Genomic DNA, 16,386 nt, shown 5'->3' on the forward strand with positions numbered 1-16,386 from the left:
CTTTTCCCCGACTTGGAAGGGGGAGTCAATGTGGGGGCTGTCGTCCCTGTGATCCTGCTGGCTGTCCATATCGGGAATTAAAGGTTACGCTGGCTGGTCTCCTCCATGACCTGACACAACCGAATCATGGCCACCGCTCCCACACAAATGTCCGTCGTCCGCGCCGCCGGGGTGCGGCAGGTGCGACTCGTTTGCGGCATCATCCTGTTCGCCTTTGTAGTCAGTCATTTCCTCAACCACGCGCTCGGCAACATCTCGGTCGATGCCATGGAGACCGGGGTCTACTACCACACGCTGTTCTGGCAGTTCCTCCCGGTCGCGATCGTGTTCTACACGGCCGCCCTCACCCATATGGGCCTCGGCGTCTACGCGCTGTATCAGCGCCGCCAGTTCCGCTGGCGAACGATCGAGCCGCTCCAGCTCGTGCTCGGCTTGAGCATCCCCGTCCTCGTCATGGGCCATGTCATCGGCGTGCGGCTCGCGCAGACGCTGTACGGACACGAGAAGCTGTATCCGCAGGAGCTCTATTTGTTCTTCGTCGCGGCGCCGGGCCTGCTCTGGCAGATGACGATCCTGCTTCTCATCGCCTGGGTGCACGGCTGCATCGGCGTCTATTTCTGGCTTCGGCTGAAGCCGTTCTTCACACGCGCGGCGCCCTATCTGCTCGCGGCCGCCGTGCTGATCCCGACGCTATCGCTGCTCGGCATCTACCAGGGCGGCCGCAGCGTCGCCGCCGACAGTGACGACGGCGAATGGCGTAAGCAGCATCTCACCCGCAGCAAGGTCGGCACGGTTGCGGAAGGCAACACGCTCGAGCGCATCGCGGGCGGTCTCACCATGGGCTATTTCGGTCTGTTGGGACTGGTGCTGGCGGCGCGCGGCGTGCGCGCTTTGCGCGAACGGCGCGGCGGCATGATCGCGCTGTCCTACGGCAACGGCAAGACGGTGCGGGTCCCCAAGGGCCTGTCCGTGCTGGAGGCGAGCCTGCGCCACAACGTGCCGCACGCCAGCGTCTGCGGCGGCCGCGCCCGCTGCTCGACCTGCCGCATCCGCATCATCGGCGATCATGATGCCCTGCCCACTCCATCGCAGCGCGAGGCTTTCGTTCTCACCCGCGTCGGCACCGCCGATCCCTCGATCAGATTGGCCTGTCAGCTGCGTCCGACCTCCGATCTCTCGTTCTTCCAGCTCTTCGCAGCTCACACGCATGCAACGGACGGAGTCTCGACATCGGCCAGTATCGGCCAGGAGCGCTATCTCGTCAGCCTGTTCGTGGACATGCGCGGCTCGACGCAGCTGGCCGAGAAGCGCCTGCCGTTCGACACGGTCTTCATCGTCAACCGCTTCCTCGGCGCGGTGTCGCAAGCGGTAATCGAGAACGGCGGCCAGCCGAACCAGTTCGTCGGCGACGGCATGCTGGCGCTGTTCGGACTCGCGGCCGACCCGCAAACCGCCTGCCGGCAGGCGATGAAGGCAGCCGCGGGAATCGCTGCGCATATCGACGAGCTCAACGATCTCCTGAGCCACGATCTGCGGCAGCCAATCCGCTTCGGCATCGGCATCCACGGCGGCGAGGTCATCATCGGCGACATCGGCTATCGCGATCACATCGTCTTCACCGCGCTCGGCGATGCCGTCAACGTCGCCGCCCGCCTGCAGGACATGACCAAGACGCTGGCCTGCGAGGCGATCGTCTCGGACGAAGTCCGCCGTACCGCTGATATTGCCGAGGACGCCCTGCCGCAGCAGGAGGTCGCCATCCGCGGCCGCGACCAGCCGCTCGCAGTGCGCGTGGTGGCGAATGCGAGGGAGCTGGCGGCGCTGGTCGATCGCAGCAAGCGCGTGGCGGCGTGATTCTTTACCTCTCCCCGTAAGAACGGGGCGAGGGAGCGCACCGTCGTCGCGGCCTACTGCTCGTCAATCTCGTTACGAGCACAACACCGGCCTGCTGCAACGCAGCGGCATGGGCTTGCTGCGAAAGCGCGAATTGACTTCACGCAAATGGTTGCGACAGATGAGCGCAGGATCGTGCTGATGACCGCCGATCCAACGAGAAGCTCCGGGAGGAGAAAGAATGTTCGATCGACGCGACCTGCTCAAGGGAGCAGGCCTTGCCGCCATGGCGGCCACACTGAATTCCACCAAGGCGCTGGCCCTCGACACGGTGACCCTGCCCTTCGCCAATGGCGAACGGCCGCTGGTGAAATATCCGCAGAAGCGGCCGATGATCGGCCTGACCAGCCGGCCGCCGCAGCTCGAGACCCCGTTTGCGGTGTTCAACGACGGCCCGATCACGTCGAACAACGCGTTCTTCGTGCGCTACCACCTCTCCGACCTGCCCTACGATCTCAACCCCGACAAGTTCACGCTGGAGGTCAAGGGCAAGGTCGACAAGCCGCTGAAATTGTCGCTGAAGGACATCCGCAAGATGAAGGCGACGGAGATCGTCGCCGTCAACCAGTGCTCCGGCAACAGCCGCGGCTTCTTCGAGCCGCGCGTCGCCGGCGGTCAGCTCGCCAACGGCGCGATGGGTTGCGCGCGCTGGCGCGGCGTGCCGCTGAAGAACGTGCTGGAGATGGCCGGCGTGCACAGCGGCGCCAGGCAGGTCACCTTCAACGGCATGGATGGACCGGTCAACGACAAGACGCCGGATTTCATCAAGGCACTCGACATCGATCACGCCACCGACGGCGAGGTGATGCTGGCCTATGGCATGAACGGCGAGGACCTGCCGTTCCTCAACGGCTTTCCGCTGCGCCTGATCGTGCCCGGCTATTTCGGCACCTACTGGGTCAAGCACCTCAACGAGATCACCGTCATCGACGACGTTTATGACGGCTTCTGGATGAAGTCGGCCTACCGCATCCCCGACACGCCGAACAATGCGGTCGAGCCGGGCACCGCGCCAAAGGCGACGATCCCGATCAACCGCTTCACCATCCGCTCCTTCATCACCAGCGTCCCCGATGGCGCCAAGCTGAAGGCGGGAGCCGTGACCCTGCGCGGCATCGCGTTCGATGGCGGCAAGGGCATCAAGCAGGTCGAGGTCTCCACCGACGGCGGCAAGACCTGGGTCGGCGCCAAGCTCGGCAAGGACCTCGGCAGGTACGCCTTCCGCGAATGGAAGCTGCCGGTGAAGCTCGCGGCCGGCAGCCACGAGCTCAAGGTCCGCGCCACCGGCAATGGCGGCGAGACCCAGCCGGACATGCCGCGCTGGAACCCGGCGGGTTACTTGCGCAACGTCGTCGAAACCGTTCGCGTCAGCGTGGCCTGAAGGAGACTGATCATGCAGCGCATCGTTCTCCTCGCCATCACGCTCGCCGTCGCCGCATTGATGGGCTCGTCACTTGCAGCGCCCGTCAATTACAAGACCCCCGACGAAGTCGCCGCCTTCAAGCCCGGTCCCAATCTCGAGGTCGTGCAGGGCAATTGCAGCGCCTGCCATTCGTCCGACTACGTCGCCACGCAGCCGCCGATGAAGGACAAGAGGGCGTTCTGGCAGGCCGAGGTGACCAAGATGATCAAGGTCTATGGCGCACCGATCGACGATGCCGACGTCGGCAAGATCGTCGATTATCTGACCGCGACCTACTGACGGATGGCATCACGCGCCCCTGCCATTTGACCGCGAAACGGGCAAAACCGGCAAAAACGCCGCGAAGTTGAGCGGAATTCGGCGAAATGGCGATGTGGTTTGAGCTACCAAGCCTGCCACATTCCGCGTATCCTGTTAGGACCGAACCGGCCGGTTGGCGGGGACTGGCGGTTCGAGATCTCGGAGGAAGACCCGCGGAGAAGTCGTGATGGCTAAAGGTACGGTCAAGTGGTTCAACCCGACGAAGGGTTATGGATTCATCCAGCCTGCGTCGGGTGGCAAGGATGTGTTCGTGCATATCTCGGCAGTGCAGAAGGCCGGTCTGTCGACCCTCAACGAGGGACAGACGGTGGAATACGAAGAGATCGCAAACCGGGGCAAGACCTCCGCGGAAAACCTCAAAGTATAAGCCCGCGCCAGCCTTTGCTGCCTCCCGGATTTGTCCGGGAGCGGGCCAAGAAAAATTTAAGAAGACGGCCGGTGCATTCGACGACAGGCGTTGCGATTGCACAAGGATAGCTATTTTTTCCTTGCGAAGACCGCTCATCGAACCACAGCAATGACAATCGCGACTGCACTTCGCTAACCCACCGGCAGCGGTGCGTCGCGCTTGATCTCCTCCATCACCGCATAAGTTCGCGTCTCGCGCACGCCCGGCATCGACAGCAGGGTCTCGCCGAGAAAGCGTCGATAGGCGGTCATGTCTGCAAGCCGCGCCTTCACAAGATAGTCGAAGCCGCCGGCAACCATGTGACACTCCAGCACTTCAGGGGCGAGCCTCACGGCTCGGGCGAACCGCTCGAAATTGTCGGGCGTGGTCTTGTCGAGCAGCACCTCGACGAACACCAGGAGCCCAAGGCCGAGCCGGTGCGGGTTGAGCCGCGCGCCATAGCCTTCGACAAAGCCCTCGCGCTGCAGGCGCTTCAACCGCTCGCCGATCGAGGTCGGCGACAGCCCGATGCGCTCGGCGAGCTCGACATTGGCGATGCGCCCATCCTCCTGCAGGATCGAGAGGATTTTCCGGTCTGTTCGATCGAGTTCCATATCTTATCCGGCCACATGGCTAATCCTCTTCATTTTCTAAGGCAAACTAGCTAAATTGTCTATCGAACTACGGTCACGCGGGCCTTATCCTGATTTCAGCCACAGGACACGCCATGCCGAACATCCCGCCCCCCTTCTCCGCGCCTTACGCCCCCGATGATTCCGAGATCGCCGCAAAGGTTCTGCCGGCCTCGCATCTCATGCCGGCACGGGAGGCCCGGATCGACCGCATCGCGACGCGGCTGATCGAGGCGATCCGCAAGCGCGACGACCGGCTCGGCGGGGTCGAGGACATGCTGCGGGAGTTCGCGCTCTCGACCAAGGAGGGGCTGGCGCTGATGGTGCTGGCGGAAGCGCTGCTGCGCGTGCCCGATGCGCGCACGGCCGACCAGTTCATCGAGGACAAGCTCGGCGAGGGCGATTTCATCCATCACGAGACCAAGTCCACCGCGTTCCTGGTCAACGCCTCGGCCTGGGCGCTCGGCCTGTCGGCGCGGGTGATCCAGCCGGGCGAGACGCCCGACGGCACTATCGGCCGGCTGGTGAAGCGGCTCGGCGCACCGGCGGTGCGCACCGCGACGCGCCAGGCGATGCGGTTGATGGGCAATCATTTCGTGTTAGGGGAGACCATCGAGCAGGCGCTGGAGCGGGCTCGGCCGCGCTCGGGCCAGAAGCCGCGCTATTCCTTCGACATGCTCGGCGAAGGCGCGCGCACGGCCGCCGATGCCAAGCGCTATTTCGACGCCTATGCCAGCGCGATTGACACGATCGGCATGGCTTCGGGCAACCATCCCCTGCCCGACCGGCCCGGCATCTCGGTCAAGCTCTCGGCCCTGCATCCGCGCTTCGAGGCGATCAGCCGCGGCCGCGTGATGGCCGAGCTGGTGCCGCTATTGCTGGACCTTGCGCAGCGCGCCAAGACGCATGACCTCAACTTCACCGTCGATGCCGAGGAAGCCGACCGGCTGGAGCTGTCGCTCGACGTGATCGCGGCGACGCTCGCCGATCCCTCGCTCCAGGGCTGGGACGGATTTGGTCTTGCGATCCAGGCCTATCAGAAGCGTGCCAGCGCGGTGATCGATTATGTCGATGAACTCGCCCGCGCGCATGACCGCAAGCTGATGGTGCGCCTCGTCAAGGGCGCCTATTGGGACACCGAGATCAAGCGCGCGCAGGAGCGCGGGCTCGACGGCTATCCCGTGTTCACGCGCAAGGCGATGACCGATCTGAACTTCGTCGCCTGCGCGACGAAGCTTCTCGCCTTGCGGCCGCGCATCTTCCCGCAATTCGCCACCCACAACGCGCTGACGGTCGCGACCGTGCTGGAGCTCGCAGCAGATGGCGGCGGCTTCGAGTTCCAGCGCCTGCATGGCATGGGCGAAGCGCTCTACGAGCAACTCGCAAAGGATCATCCTGACATCGCCTACCGCACCTACGCGCCGGTCGGCAGCCATCGCGACCTGCTCGCTTATCTGGTGCGGCGGCTTCTGGAGAACGGCGCCAATTCCTCGTTCGTGGCGCAGGCGGCCGATTATCGCGTGCCGGTTTCGGCGCTGCTGCAGCGCCCGGCGGATGCCATCGGCCGGGCGCAACAGGCACCTCATGCCAAGATTCCGTTGCCGGCAGATCTGTTCGCGCCGGATCGGCGCAATTCGCGCGGCGTCGAATTCGGTGAGCGTGCCGCACTCGACGGGCTCCTGACGGACGTGAAGGCCGCGGCGGCCGAGCTTAAGCCTGTCGCTGACGCAACACCGGATCAGGCCAACGCGGCGGTGACGGCTGCGCGCGCCGGCTTTGGCAGCTGGAGCCGGACGCCTGCAGGCACGCGCGCGGCGGCGCTGGAGCAGGCCGCGCATCTTCTGGAAACCCGCGGCGCCCGTTTCATCGCGCTGCTGCAAGCCGAGGGCGGCAAGACGCTCGACGACGCTCTGTCCGAGCTGCGCGAAGCCGCCGACTTCTGCCGCTACTATGCCGCGCAGGGCCGCAAGCTGTTCGGAAACGATGCCGCCATGCCCGGCCCGACCGGCGAGAGCAATGTGCTTAGCCTGCGCGGCCGCGGCGTGTTCGTCGCGATCTCGCCGTGGAATTTTCCGCTCGCAATCTTCCTTGGCCAGGTGACCGCGGCGTTGATGGCCGGCAATAGCGTGGTGGCGAAACCCGCCGAGCAGACGCCGCGCATCGCGCGCGAGGCCGTAGCCCTGCTGCACGAGGCCGGCATCCCCAGAAGCGCGCTGCATCTCGTCACCGGCGACGGCCGCATCGGCGGCGTCCTCACCGCGCATCCTGATGTCGCCGGAGTAGTCTTCACCGGCTCGACCGACGTCGCGCGCCAGATCAACCGGACGCTGGCGGCCAAGGACGGGCCGATCGTGCCGCTGATCGCGGAGACCGGCGGCATCAATGCCATGATCGCGGATGCGACCGCACTGCCCGAGCAGGTCGCCGACGACGTCGTGACCTCTGCGTTCCGCTCCGCAGGCCAGCGCTGCTCGGCCTTGCGGCTCCTGTTCGCGCAGGAGGATGTCGCCGACCGCATGATCGAGATGATCGCGGGCGCCGCGCGCGAACTCAGGATTGGAGATCCCGTGGACGTGGCGACCCATGTCGGTCCAGTGATCGACGACGAGGCCAAGCAACGCCTCGATGCGCATATCGCGCGGATGAAGCGCGAGGCGCGACTGCATTTTGCGGGCGCCGCGCCGGATGGCTGCTTCGTCGCGCCGCATATCTTCGAGCTCAAGGAGGCCGGTCAGCTCACCGAGGAGGTGTTCGGCCCGATCCTGCATGTCGTACGCTATCGCGCCGAGAACCTGGCGCGTGTGCTGGAATCCATCGCGCGCACCGGCTACGGGCTCACCCTCGGCATCCATTCGCGCATCGACGACACCATCGAGGCCATCGTCGACCGCGTCCAGGTCGGCAACATCTACGTGAACCGCAACATGATCGGCGCCGTGGTCGGCGTGCAGCCGTTCGGCGGCAGCGGCCTGTCCGGAACCGGCCCCAAGGCCGGCGGCCCGCATTACCTCGCGCGCTTTGCCACCGAGCAGACGGTGACGATCAACACGGCTGCGGCCGGCGGCAATGCCGCATTGCTTGCGGGGGAGGAGTGAGGCCCTGCGCCACGCGCCGTTGCATCCCGGCAAAACATCGGTCTAATGCTCTCATCACGCGCCCGCGCCAATTCCAGCGCGCGGGAAACGATTGAAGCGAGGGAGCGACGCCGCGATGGAGAAGGGCATTTTTGCAGGCCTGAAGGTTCTGGACTGCGCGAGCTTCATCGCAGCGCCCGCGGCCGCGACCGTGCTGTCGGATTTCGGCGCAGACGTTATCAAGATCGAGCCGCCCGGCACTGGCGACCCCTATCGCAACCTGCCGAACCTGCCGGGCTATCCCTCAGGCGAGCACAATTTCGCCTGGCTGCTGGAGGCGCGCAACAAGAAGAGCATCGCGCTCGACTTGTCGAAGCCGGAGGCGCAAGCCGTGCTCTACAAGCTCGTGGCGGAGGCCGACGTCTTCATCACCAACATGCCGCCGCCGGTGCGCGCCAAGCTCGGCATCACCTATGATCATCTCGCCCATCTCAACGACCGGCTGATCTACGCCTCCTTCACCGGCTATGGCGAGAAGGGCGAGGAAGCCAACAAGCCCGGCTTCGACAGCAACGCCTATTGGGCGCGGTCCGGCCTGATGGATCTCGTCCGCGCCGACACCGACACCACGCCGGCGCGCTCGGTCGCGGGCATGGGCGACCATCCCTGCGCCATGGCGTTCTACGGCGCGATCGTCACTGCACTGTATCAGCGCGAGAAGACCGGCAAGGGCTCGCACGTCGCTTCCAACCTGATGGCGAACGGGGTGTGGGCCGCGAGCGTGCTGGCGCAGGCCAAGCTCTGCGGCGCCAAGTTCGGCGAGCGGCGCCCGCGCGAGCGCGCGCTTAACGCGGTGGCCAATCATTACCAGTGCAAGGACGGCCGCTGGCTGATCCTGTCGCTGCTGAATGAGGAGAAGCAGTTTCCGACGCTGGCCAAATGCCTGGGCCGTGAGGATCTGATCAACGACCCCCGCTTCGTCACCAAGGCCGACCGTCACGCCCGCTCGGTCGAGCTGATCAGGATTTTGGACGAGACCTTCGCCACCAGGGATCTCGCCGAATGGCGGAGAATCCTCGACGGTAACGGCCTCGTGTTCGGCGTCGTCGCCATCCTGGACGACATCCCCAACGACAAGCAGATGCTCGACAACGAGGTGCTGGTGCCGTTCGAGAACGACACCATGCTGACCATCAACAGCCCGATCTGGATCGACGGCGCCAAGAAGGTGCAGCCGCGCAAGCCGCCAGCCGTCGGCGAGCACAGTGACGAGATTTTGCGCGGGGCGGGATTTGACGAGGCGGCGATCAAGGCGCTGCGGGGGTCGGGAGCGGTGGGGTAAGGCCGAGTCGGTTGCTCCGAACACCGTCATTGCGAGGAGCCCTTGCGACGAAGCAATCCAGACTGTCTCCGCGGAAAGATTCTGGATTGCTTCGCTGCGCTCGCAATGACGATGCCGGACTATCTCGCTATAACAATCGGCAACACACCGTGCCGCGAGGTCCCATGCCCAGCTACCGCCTGCACTACTTCCCCGAATCCGGCAACAGCTACAAGCTGGCGCTGATGCTGACGCTCTGCGGCGAGACGTTTGAGCCGGTCTGGACCGATTTTGCCGGCGGCGTCACGCGCACGGCGGAGTGGCGCAAGGCCGTCAACGAGATGGGCGAGATTCCCGTGCTCGAGATCGACGGCGTGAAGATGACGCAGACAGCGCCGCTGCTGCTGAAACTGGCCGAACAATACGGCCGCTTCGGCGCCGAGACAGAGGACGAGAAGTTCGAGCTGCTGCGCTGGCTGTTCTGGGACAACCACAAGCTCACCGGCTACATGGCGACCTACCGCTTCATGCGCGCCTTCACCGAGAAGAACGATGCGCAGGTGCTGAAGCATTTTCGCCGGCGGCTCGAAGACTTTCTCGGTATCCTCGACGGCCATCTCCAACACAATGATTTCGCGATCGGCGCAAGGCCGACGGTCGCCGACATCTCGATGATGGCCTATCTGCATTATCCCAGCGACGAGCATGGCTTCGATTTCGCATCGAGCCATCCCGCCATCCATGCCTGGCTCGGCCGCATGGCCGCGCTGCCGGGCTGGAAGCCGGCCTACGAGCTGCTGCCGGGAAAACGGATGACGAACTACGCGACGTGAGGACTCTCTCTTCTCCCTCTCCCCGTTCTTACGGGGAGAGGGTTGGGTGAGGGGCTTCTCTCCACACCTGAGATTATCGTGAGACCTGTACCCCCTCACCCGAATTCGATCTGCGATCGAATTCGACCTCTCCCCGCAAGCGGGGAGAGGTAAGCAAGCTCACCTCAACGACGGCCAGCCGAGCGTGAACAGAATGCCGCCGACGATGACGGCCACCGCAACGGCCCAGATGCTGACGCGGGCGCTGCCGGTGACCTGCTTGACTTCCTCGTTCCGCGCGATCTCGCGATTGCGCGCCTTGTTGGCGTTGCCGGTATCCGTCATGGGTCATCCAAATCGCTTGAGACTTTATCTTGCGCGTGATCCTTCGGACAATTGCTCCACACTTTTCCTGGATCACGCGCTAACGCGTCTTGATGAAGCACATGCCGATGCGGCGCGAGGCCGCGGCGGCCTGGCAGGTCAGACCGCTAGCACAGCTCCATGACGTAAAACTCCTGTCCGGCGTTCCCGATCCCGGATCTTGCAGGGAACAATGCGCGCCCCAGCCGTCCTGATATTCGCTGCCGGCGAGCTCGCGACTGCCGCGGGTCTGCGGCCGACTGGCAAATCCGCGTGAGAAATCAGGGATCTTTCCGGCCGCGAACGCGGTCAGGATGTCGCGGCGGCGGAGCTGGTCGCCGAAGAAGTGCGGCGAGGCCGCCACGATGGCGGCATTCGACGGTCTGTCCGCAAGCCAATCGACGCCCGGGAAATGGAAGCCGCCGATGCCACGGGTCTGGTGACAGCCGGTGCAGGTGACGTCGTTGAGACGGCGCTGGAAGCCTGCGACCGAACGGACGTTCTGCATGTCGAGGCCGCGTGCCGCCGCCCGCTTCAGCGCGCCGACCACGTCATTGTCGGTGAAGACGGGATCGCCTTTGCCCTCCCCCTGCATCATGCCGAACTCCGGCTGCAACGCCGAGGCGTCGAGGCCGGCGGGGGTCGGCACAATTGCGGCCCTGGCCAGGAATTTCTCGGGGATCAACACCGTGCCGCGATCGAATTCACGCAAGTTCTCGGGCGCGAGCAGCCAGGCCTTGAAGTCGCGCCGCAGCGCATCGTCAGCAAGAATGCGATCGCGGTCGATCTGGTTCTCCAGCGTCGATTCCACGAATGTCCTGGTGGCGGCATTGTACTTGAACACCTTGAGAAGATAGTCGGAGCGGAAATCGTGCAGCGCCGATTTCGGCGCGACCGAGACCTGGATGTTGGTCTCGATGCTGTCGAGCATGGCGTCGTCAGGCGGAGCGCGACCGCCGATCAAGCCCTGCCAGTCGCCATTGTCGAGCCAGCGCCGCGCGATCTCGGCGCAGCTGATCGGCTTGCCGTTCGCATCCGTCTGGCGCCCATCGCGCGCCTTCATCACGAGGTTGAATGTCATCGGCAGGCGCGTTGCGGTCTTGCCGCCATCCGGCCCGCTGTCGAAGCGCGCCAGACGATAGATCAGCCGGATCTCGCCACAGGACTCTTCCGAGACATAGGCACGATCCATGCGATTGACGATGCCGGCCAGCACGAAGCGCGCCTCGCGCGATTTCAGATTGGCCCGATCGAACAATTGTACGTCGAAGCCCTCGCCGACGCCGATGGTCTCGCCCGGATAGGTCGCCCTGAACCATGCGATATAGCGGTCGAATTCCGCATCGATCGCGGGCAGAATGTCTTTCAGCTGCGGCAGCGAGGCGAACATCGGCTCGGTCGTGAGCGGGACGTCCGAATTCCGCTCCGGCGACAAAAGACGCGAGATCGTCAGCGTGTTGTTCTGGTCGAGCTTGCGCAGGAGATCGGGATCGGTAATCGCGGTGCCGCGCGTCAGCGCGGCATTCTCCGCTGCGAACAGCGAAACCACACCGCCCAGCAATGCGGCGGCAGCAACGAGAATTCGCAAGGCGCGGCCCATGCCTGAGGTAACACCGCGCAGGGACACCTATTCAAGCAAAAAGGCGCCTCACATCGCAGTGAAGCGCCTCTTCGAAAGTCGGATATCGGACGCTCAGCGTCCGGTGATCAGCCCCCTCGAGGTGACGACCACCCAGCGGCCATCCTGGCGGCGGATCGCATCGACACGGCCGACGCCGGGGATGGGGTCGCCGGGATAGACCTCGTAGAGGCCGTCGCGGCCCTCGATCAGCGCGCCGCCATTGCCGGCGCTGCGCAGCCGCCAGCCTTCGATCGTCGGCAGACGCCCAACTTCGGTCTTGGGAGCTGCGGGCGCCGGGACCGGTGCGGCCGCCGCGGTCGCGACCTGCGTCGGCGCGATCGAGCCGGTGGTCTCCTTGGGCACCGCTGCAGCGGCCTGCGCAGGCGCGGCGGGCGGCGTCGCGCGGAGCTTGTCGACCGCCTCGGACAGCTTTGCGATCCTGGCCAGCGGCTCGGCCTGCGCCTTTTCGAGCTTGTCCAGGCGGTCGTTGGCCCGGTTGAACTGGGTGAGGCCGGTCTTCGAGCTCTGCTCGACATTGGCCTTCAGGGCGACGAGGTCGGCGTCGATCCGCGCCACGGACGCATCCAGCGCGCTGGTATCGGCGACCTGGACCGGAGCCGGGGCGGGTGCGGCGAAACGCATCATGCCGGCGGTCGCAAGCGCGCCGCTGATCGCGCCGACGCTGGCGGCAATCGCCACCACCGCGGCCATCGCCGACAGCCGGCGCTTGCTGCCGGACTCGCGCGGCTCGTCCGCCTTCCCATGCGGGGCGAACTCCTCGCGCTCCCAGGCGCGGTCGGCGGGCGGCATGACGATGAGCTTGCCGTGCTTCGGCTCAGGCTTGGCCTCAGCTTTGGCGTCAGTCTTGGCGTCAGTCTTGGCCTCAAACTTCGGCACTTCGATCCGCGGCGGCTCAATCTTCGGGGCGTCCGCCTTGACCGGATCGGGCTTGGGCGGCGCTTCGTGGTCGGGGGCGATCGAGGGGGCCTCGATACCCGCGGCAGCCTCGATGGCCTGCGGCGCTGCCGCGTCGACGGCAGCGGAATCCTGGGCAGCCTGCTCGGGCATTGGTTCGCTCACGGCTCAAATACTCCAGTCTCGGTTGACCTTTTGGTAACTTTCATTGCTTGCGAAATCCTTACCTCGGGACCCGCTTACCGAAATTTTAGGAATTCATCCGGGGCCGAATTGGGCCGGGAAAGTGGAACCGGTGTGGCGGGCGTGAAACAGTTCGTAATCGGGGGAAGATGAACGGGGGCGGAATGGCCCCCATGGCGTCATTGCGAGCGCAGCTCCGCGGAGGCAGTCTGGATTGCTTCGTCGCAAGGGCTCCTCGCAATGACGGAGCGCGCCGCGCGCGCTCCGATCAAATCACTATCCGTCACATCAGTACCGGAGCGTCCGGCAGCTCGTTCGCATGCGGCCCCTGCTTCGGAAAATGCTTTGCCATTTCGCGCGAGACGGCCTCGATGCCACTGATCACGCCGCGTTCGAACCGGCCCGATCTGAACTCGGCCTCCATCGCGCGGCAGATCATCTCCCAACCCTCCGCGCCGACCTTCGCGTCGATACCGCGATCGGCGATGATCTCGACGTCGCGGTCCGCGAGCAGGAGATAGATCAGAACGCCATTATTGTGGGCGGTGTCCCAGACACGCAGATGCGAGAACACGTCGAGCGCGCGCTCGCGGGCCGGCTGGTTGCGGAACAGCGGGCCGCCGTCGAGCGCCCCTTCGACGACGAAGCGGACCTGGCCGGAATGGGTGGCTTCGCCGCGCTTGATCGCCTGCTCGATGCGGTCGAGCACCGCTTGCGGAAAGATCTGCTTCGCCCGCCAGTGATGCTGCACGAGATGTCGGGCAATGCGCTTGATGCTCATGATCGCTACCAGCTCCCCGAGGCGCCGCCGCCGCCAAAACTGCCGCCGCCGCCGCTGAAGCCGCCGCTACTCGACGATCCGCTACTCCATCCGCCGGAGGAGCCGCTCGACCACGAGCCGCCGCGCGAGCGGCCCGTGCCCGGCGTGATCGCCGAAAACAGATCGGCGATGAATCCGACGATGAAGCCGAGGATGCCGACAGCCGCCGCGAGCGCCGCGGAGCCGAGAATGAGCCAGGTTACCGCTGCGATGATGCCCCCGGTCACCAATGATCCGAGCAGCCGCCCCAGGATGGCGCGGAAGAACCCGCCGACGCCGATCGAGGCAAACAGCGCCACCGCAAACACCGGCGCCAGATCATCCAGACTATTGTGGGCGAAGTTGACGCTGCGCGAGGGTGACGGCAGCGGCTCGCCGTCGATCACCCGCAACATGCGGTCCACGCCTGCGCTGATGCCCGCGGCGAAATCGCCACTCCTGAACTTGGGGGTGATCGCCTCGTCGATGATGCGCCGAGAGGTGACGTCGGTGAGCACGCCTTCGAGACCGTAGCCGACCTCGATGCGCAAATGCCGGTCGTTCTTGGCGACGACGAGAATCGCGCCGTCGTCGACCTTCTTGCGACCGATCTTCCAGGCCTCCGCGACGCGAATCGAGAATTGCTCGATCGTCTCCGGCTGCGTGGTCGCGACGATCAGGACAGCGATCTGGCTGCCCTTGCGGTTTTCGAAGTCGCGCAGCTTTTGCGTGAGCGTGGCGATGTCGCTGCTGGAGAGCGTGCCGGTCTGATCGACGACACGGCCGGTGAGCTGGGGGACGGCGACGTCGGCATGGGAGGGGAAGGCAAAGGTGAGGAGGAGGGCGATGGCGAACACAAAAGAGGCGATCGCTCGATGCGCCCACCAAATCCTCGCTGTCATCGCCCGGCTTGACCGGGCGATCCAGTATTCCAGAGACGCCCGTGGGATGCGGAGAGGCTGCGGCGTACTGGATTCCCCGCCTTCGCGGGGAATGACAGCGGAGTGTGGGGCGCGCATTCGAAACGACGCGCTTACTTCGACGGCGCCGGCGCCGCGTTAAAGTCCACCTTCGGCGCGGTAGAGATCGCCTTCTCGTTCTCGACAGAGAAGTTCGGCTTCTCCTTGTAGCCGAACGCCATCGCGGTGAGATTGGTCGGGAACGAGCGGACGGTGACGTTATAATCCTGCACCGCCTTGATGTAGCGGTTGCGCGCCACCGTGATGCGGTTCTCGGTGCCCTCGAGCTGCGACATCAGGTCCTTGAACAGGGCATCGGACTTCAGCTGCGGATAGTTCTCGGTGACGACCAGGAGGCGCGACAGCGCGCTGGAGAGCTCGCTCTGCGCGGCCTGGAATTTCTGGAACGCGGCGGGATCGTTCAGCACCTCCGGCGTCGCCTGAATGCTGCCGACCTTGGCGCGTGCATTGGTGACGCCGAGCAGCACGTCCTTCTCCTGCTGGGCAAAGCCCTTCACCGAGTTGACGAGATTGGGCACGAGATCGGCGCGGCGCTGATACTGGTTCACGACCTCGGACCAATTGCCCTTGATCTGCTCGTCCTCGCTCTGGATCGCGTTGTAGCCGCAATTGGTCAGGCTCAGCGAGGCCAGGGCGGCCAGCACGGTCAGGATCTTGCGCATTAAATTTCTCCCGGTGGAATCCGGCGCAAACTATCAGATTGCGCGCCTGAGAAAAGCAGCAGGCTGACGCAAGCCTCTTGCCTCGCACCGGCCGACATAGTCAACTCCGGCAAAACAAGAGCGGACACACCAGGGGGAACGCGATGTCCTCGTTCGAGACCATCCTCGTGGAACGGCCTGAGCCGGCGATCGTCCGTGTCGTGATGAACCGGCCCGAGGCGCGCAACGCGCAGAACCTGCAAATGACCTACGACCTCAACGCCGCCTTCGACGCGGCGGTGCAGGACGATGCGGTCAAGGTGATCATTCTCGCCGGGAACGGCCCGCACTTCTCCTCCGGCCACGACCTGCGCCCCGGAGACAAGAATACCGCAGGGGTCGATTTCCCGCCGATTGGAAATTGGGGCGGTTTCGCCGAGCCGAACGCCCATGGCCGGTTCGCCCGCGAGCAGGAGATTTATCTCCAGATCACCCGGCGCTGGCGCAATCTGGCAAAGCCCACCATTGCCGAGGTGCATGGCAAGTGCATCGCCGGCGGCTTGATGCTGGCCTGGGCCTGCGATCTCATCGTCGCCAGCGACGATGCGCAGTTCTGCGATCCCGTCGTCACCATGGGCGTGTGCGGCGTCGAATGGTTCGTGCATCCCTGGGAGCTGGGGCCACGCAAGGCCAAGGAGTTCCTGTTCACCGCCGACAGCTGGAGCGCGCAGGAGGCGCACCAGCTCGGCATGGTCAACCAAATCGTGCCGCGCGCCGAGCTGTCGTCGCGCGTGCTGGAGCTGGCGCGAAGGATCGCGACAAAACCGTCCTTCGCGCTGAAGCTGACCAAGGAGGCGGTCAACCGCTCGGTCGACGTCATGGGCCAGCCGGCCGCGATCGACCAGGCCTTCGCGCTGCATCAGCTCTGCCACGCGCACAATCTCCAGGAGTTCGGCATGATCGTCGATCCATCCGGCCTGCATCCCTCCGTACGCAAGCCGCCGGCCGCCGCGGAGTAGA

General features: G+C 65.0%; 15 protein-coding genes. 8 read left to right on the forward strand and 7 right to left on the reverse strand.

Going from position 1 to position 16,386, the window contains the following annotated elements; genetic code table 11:
* The first annotated feature begins 126 nt into the window (after nucleotides 1-126).
* The 4 genes from I6F12_RS32105 to I6F12_RS32120 all read left to right on the forward strand — a co-directional run bounded on the left by I6F12_RS32105 (nucleotide 127) and on the right by I6F12_RS32120 (nucleotide 4,004).
* Nucleotides 127-1,854 (forward strand): adenylate/guanylate cyclase domain-containing protein, encoded by a 1,728-nt coding sequence (locus tag I6F12_RS32105; protein ID WP_225158053.1) that lies wholly within the window; start codon nucleotides 127-129, stop codon nucleotides 1,852-1,854.
* A gap of 220 nt (nucleotides 1,855-2,074) precedes the next feature.
* Nucleotides 2,075-3,274, forward strand: a complete 1,200-nt coding sequence (locus tag I6F12_RS32110; RefSeq protein ID WP_225158054.1) for a molybdopterin-dependent oxidoreductase — start codon at nucleotides 2,075-2,077, stop codon at nucleotides 3,272-3,274.
* Between the two features lie 12 nt (nucleotides 3,275-3,286).
* The gene (locus I6F12_RS32115; RefSeq protein WP_036009702.1) at nucleotides 3,287-3,595 is read left to right on the forward strand and encodes a cytochrome c; all 309 of its coding nucleotides are present in this window, start codon (nucleotides 3,287-3,289) and stop codon (nucleotides 3,593-3,595) included.
* A gap of 208 nt (nucleotides 3,596-3,803) precedes the next feature.
* Nucleotides 3,804-4,004 carry a cold-shock protein gene (locus I6F12_RS32120; RefSeq protein ID WP_008563500.1) on the forward strand — a complete coding sequence of 67 codons (201 nt, stop codon included), beginning with the start codon at nucleotides 3,804-3,806 and terminating at the stop codon, nucleotides 4,002-4,004.
* A 173-nt stretch (nucleotides 4,005-4,177) separates the two neighbouring features.
* On the opposite strand, the gene I6F12_RS32125 is transcribed toward I6F12_RS32120, so the two are convergent.
* Entirely contained in the window at nucleotides 4,178-4,639 is a 462-nt protein-coding gene (locus tag I6F12_RS32125; protein ID WP_036009699.1) for an Lrp/AsnC ligand binding domain-containing protein, read from the reverse strand.
* Nucleotides 4,640-4,752: 113 nt separating this feature from the next.
* On the opposite strand from I6F12_RS32125, the gene putA reads away from it, so the two are divergent.
* From putA to I6F12_RS32140, 3 genes are all read left to right on the forward strand, one after another.
* On the forward strand, nucleotides 4,753-7,752 hold the full coding sequence (gene putA / locus I6F12_RS32130) for a bifunctional proline dehydrogenase/L-glutamate gamma-semialdehyde dehydrogenase PutA (RefSeq protein ID WP_225158055.1): 3,000 nt from the start codon (nucleotides 4,753-4,755) through the stop codon (nucleotides 7,750-7,752).
* 115 nt (nucleotides 7,753-7,867) lie between these two features.
* Nucleotides 7,868-9,073 (forward strand): CoA transferase, encoded by a 1,206-nt coding sequence (locus tag I6F12_RS32135; RefSeq protein ID WP_109145231.1) that lies wholly within the window; start codon nucleotides 7,868-7,870, stop codon nucleotides 9,071-9,073.
* 164 nt (nucleotides 9,074-9,237) lie between these two features.
* Nucleotides 9,238-9,885: a glutathione S-transferase family protein gene (locus I6F12_RS32140; RefSeq protein WP_225158056.1), complete on the forward strand. Its 648-nt coding sequence runs from the start codon at nucleotides 9,238-9,240 to the stop codon at nucleotides 9,883-9,885.
* A gap of 159 nt (nucleotides 9,886-10,044) precedes the next feature.
* Here I6F12_RS32140 and I6F12_RS32145 read toward each other — a convergent pair whose 3' ends face one another.
* The 6 genes from I6F12_RS32145 to I6F12_RS32170 form a co-directional block, all read right to left on the reverse strand.
* Entirely contained in the window at nucleotides 10,045-10,209 is a 165-nt protein-coding gene (locus I6F12_RS32145) for a hypothetical protein (RefSeq protein WP_225158057.1), read from the reverse strand.
* 79 nt (nucleotides 10,210-10,288) lie between these two features.
* Nucleotides 10,289-11,827: a hypothetical protein gene (locus I6F12_RS32150; protein ID WP_225158116.1), complete on the reverse strand. Its 1,539-nt coding sequence runs from the start codon at nucleotides 11,825-11,827 to the stop codon at nucleotides 10,289-10,291.
* A 93-nt stretch (nucleotides 11,828-11,920) separates the two neighbouring features.
* Nucleotides 11,921-12,916: a hypothetical protein gene (locus I6F12_RS32155; RefSeq protein WP_225158117.1), complete on the reverse strand. Its 996-nt coding sequence runs from the start codon at nucleotides 12,914-12,916 to the stop codon at nucleotides 11,921-11,923.
* Nucleotides 12,917-13,229: 313 nt separating this feature from the next.
* Nucleotides 13,230-13,727, reverse strand: coding sequence for a TPM domain-containing protein (locus tag I6F12_RS32160; RefSeq protein WP_225158058.1), 498 nt, complete (start codon nucleotides 13,725-13,727; stop codon nucleotides 13,230-13,232).
* 5 nt (nucleotides 13,728-13,732) lie between these two features.
* Nucleotides 13,733-14,647: a YgcG family protein gene (locus I6F12_RS32165; RefSeq protein ID WP_036009682.1), complete on the reverse strand. Its 915-nt coding sequence runs from the start codon at nucleotides 14,645-14,647 to the stop codon at nucleotides 13,733-13,735.
* Between the two features lie 131 nt (nucleotides 14,648-14,778).
* Nucleotides 14,779-15,387, reverse strand: coding sequence for a LemA family protein (locus I6F12_RS32170; protein ID WP_036009681.1), 609 nt, complete (start codon nucleotides 15,385-15,387; stop codon nucleotides 14,779-14,781).
* 143 nt (nucleotides 15,388-15,530) lie between these two features.
* Here I6F12_RS32170 and I6F12_RS32175 point away from each other — a divergent pair, with 143 nt between their 5' ends.
* Nucleotides 15,531-16,385 carry an enoyl-CoA hydratase gene (locus I6F12_RS32175; RefSeq protein ID WP_036028670.1) on the forward strand — a complete coding sequence of 285 codons (855 nt, stop codon included), beginning with the start codon at nucleotides 15,531-15,533 and terminating at the stop codon, nucleotides 16,383-16,385.
* Nucleotide 16,386 lies beyond the last annotated feature (1 nt).

The organism is Bradyrhizobium sp. IC4059, from assembly GCF_020193615.1.
In the GTDB taxonomy this organism is placed as follows: Bacteria; Pseudomonadota; Alphaproteobacteria; order Rhizobiales; family Xanthobacteraceae; genus Bradyrhizobium; species Bradyrhizobium yuanmingense.

Bases quoted from the DNA above. Each gene is read 5' to 3' on its own strand.
- I6F12_RS32105 (WP_225158053.1), top strand. From the start codon at position 127: ATGGCCACCGCTCCCACACAAATGTCCGTCGTCCGCGCCGCCGGGGTG.
- I6F12_RS32110 (WP_225158054.1), top strand. From the start codon at position 2,075: ATGTTCGATCGACGCGACCTGCTCAAGGGAGCAGGCCTTGCCGCCATG.
- I6F12_RS32115 (WP_036009702.1), top strand. From the start codon at position 3,287: ATGCAGCGCATCGTTCTCCTCGCCATCACGCTCGCCGTCGCCGCATTG.
- I6F12_RS32120 (WP_008563500.1), top strand. From the start codon at position 3,804: ATGGCTAAAGGTACGGTCAAGTGGTTCAACCCGACGAAGGGTTATGGA.
- I6F12_RS32125 (WP_036009699.1), bottom strand. From the start codon at position 4,639: ATGGAACTCGATCGAACAGACCGGAAAATCCTCTCGATCCTGCAGGAG.
- putA (WP_225158055.1), top strand. From the start codon at position 4,753: ATGCCGAACATCCCGCCCCCCTTCTCCGCGCCTTACGCCCCCGATGAT.
- I6F12_RS32135 (WP_109145231.1), top strand. From the start codon at position 7,868: ATGGAGAAGGGCATTTTTGCAGGCCTGAAGGTTCTGGACTGCGCGAGC.
- I6F12_RS32140 (WP_225158056.1), top strand. From the start codon at position 9,238: ATGCCCAGCTACCGCCTGCACTACTTCCCCGAATCCGGCAACAGCTAC.
- I6F12_RS32145 (WP_225158057.1), bottom strand. From the start codon at position 10,209: ATGACGGATACCGGCAACGCCAACAAGGCGCGCAATCGCGAGATCGCG.
- I6F12_RS32150 (WP_225158116.1), bottom strand. From the start codon at position 11,827: ATGGGCCGCGCCTTGCGAATTCTCGTTGCTGCCGCCGCATTGCTGGGC.
- I6F12_RS32155 (WP_225158117.1), bottom strand. From the start codon at position 12,916: ATGCCCGAGCAGGCTGCCCAGGATTCCGCTGCCGTCGACGCGGCAGCG.
- I6F12_RS32160 (WP_225158058.1), bottom strand. From the start codon at position 13,727: ATGAGCATCAAGCGCATTGCCCGACATCTCGTGCAGCATCACTGGCGG.
- I6F12_RS32165 (WP_036009682.1), bottom strand. From the start codon at position 14,647: ATGACAGCGAGGATTTGGTGGGCGCATCGAGCGATCGCCTCTTTTGTG.
- I6F12_RS32170 (WP_036009681.1), bottom strand. From the start codon at position 15,387: ATGCGCAAGATCCTGACCGTGCTGGCCGCCCTGGCCTCGCTGAGCCTG.
- I6F12_RS32175 (WP_036028670.1), top strand. From the start codon at position 15,531: ATGTCCTCGTTCGAGACCATCCTCGTGGAACGGCCTGAGCCGGCGATC.